Consider the following 1469-nt stretch of genomic DNA (forward strand, 5'->3'; position numbering starts at 1 on the left):
GCGCCCGTCAGGCGCGGGACTGGGCGGCGTTGGCGAACGGATCGGCCGGAACCGGCGTCCAGCGGCTGACTTCGTCGTCGAGCCGCTGGCGGGTTGCCGCATCGAGCCGCTCGGCGGTGGCGTCGCGCCGGACGCGGGCTTGCTCGTCGTTGCCGGAGGCGGCCAGCGAAAACCACTTATAGGCCGTCGCATAATCCTGCCGCACGCCGGTGCCGCGCAGATAGAGCACGCCGAGATTGAACTGGCTGTCGACCACCCCGTGATCGGCCGCGGCCTGAAACCAGCGGGCGGCGCCGTCGATATCCTTCGGGCCGCCGCTGCCATCGGACATCAGCACCGCGAGATTGTGCATGGCGAGCACGTTGCCGGCACCGGCAGCCTGCTCGTAGAAATTGCGCGCCTGCCCCAGATCCTTCGCCACACCGGTGCCGCGTTCCAGCATCGAGCCGAAGCGGAAGGCGGCGCGGGCATCGCCGGCCAGCGCGGCGCGGCGGAACCAGTCGGCGGCCATCGCCGGGTCGGGCTGGAGGCCCACGCCGTCGACGAAGCGCATCGCCACGTCATAGGCGGCATAGCGGTCGCCGGAAAGGGCGGCGGTGCGCAGCGATTCCGGAATGGCGTCGGGCAGGCTGGTGCTGCGGTCGGCGGAATCGGAGCGGGTCACGGTGAAGGGTGCCGCGCTGCCGGTGGCACCGGTCGTGGCCGGATCGGAAGGCGCGTCCGGCGTGGTGCCGGCCGCATTGGCCACCATGCGCGCGGCGAGATTGCGGATCGCCGCATCGTCATATTGCCGCGCAGGGGCCGGCGGCGGGGCAGCGGCGGCCACGACCGGTGTCGGCGCGGGGCTGATGACGGTTTCCATGCCGGTGCGCATGTCGCGGTCGATGACCGCCACCACCAGAACCAGCACGCCGGCGCCGGCAGCCAGTTGCAGCAGCCGGCGCCGGTTGCGACCGGGGGCGGCGGGCCGCGTCTCGTCGCCGGCTGCAATCTGGCGCAGGCCGGCGCGGGTGCGGGCGATGACGCGCGAAAGCGGATCGGGACCGGCAGAGGCTGTTGCGAACGGGCTTCCGCCCGCCGCCGGCGCCCCGGCTGCGACGACGGGCGGCACAGGCGCAGCCGCGCGGGCAGCCGCCATGGCGAGCGGCGCCGCGGGCGCAGGGTCCTCGGGGCTTTCGGCCTCGCCGGCGCCGATCTCGGCATCGAGGTCGGCGAGGGCATAATCGGGGCGGGCCGGAGCCACCGGACGGTTGCCGGCGGGCGAGGGCGCGGCGCGCAGCGCGGCGATGCGGTTGACGGCGGCGCGGGCGCGGCGCACGGCATCTTCCGGGCGCGGGGTACGCGGCGCCGGCGCGGCCGCCGCCGCCGGGGCGGAGCGGCTTTCCGCGGGCGGCAGCCGCACGGCGGTTTCCGCCCGCGCCGCGGCACCGGCCGGTCCGGCCACGGCACTTGCCCGAGCGGTGCCTGCC

At 75.5% G+C, this 1469-nt stretch carries 1 protein-coding gene; it reads right to left on the minus strand.

Annotation, left to right across the window (positions count from 1 at the left end):
- Positions 1-7: 7 nt before the first annotated feature.
- On the minus strand, positions 8-1469 hold a 1462-nt coding region (locus tag V7067_RS14510; protein ID WP_334176619.1), incomplete at its 5' end, for a tetratricopeptide repeat protein.

Origin of the sequence: Pseudoxanthobacter sp. (genome assembly GCF_036822375.1) — a bacterium.
Classification (GTDB): Bacteria; Pseudomonadota; Alphaproteobacteria; order Rhizobiales; family Segnochrobactraceae; genus Pseudoxanthobacter.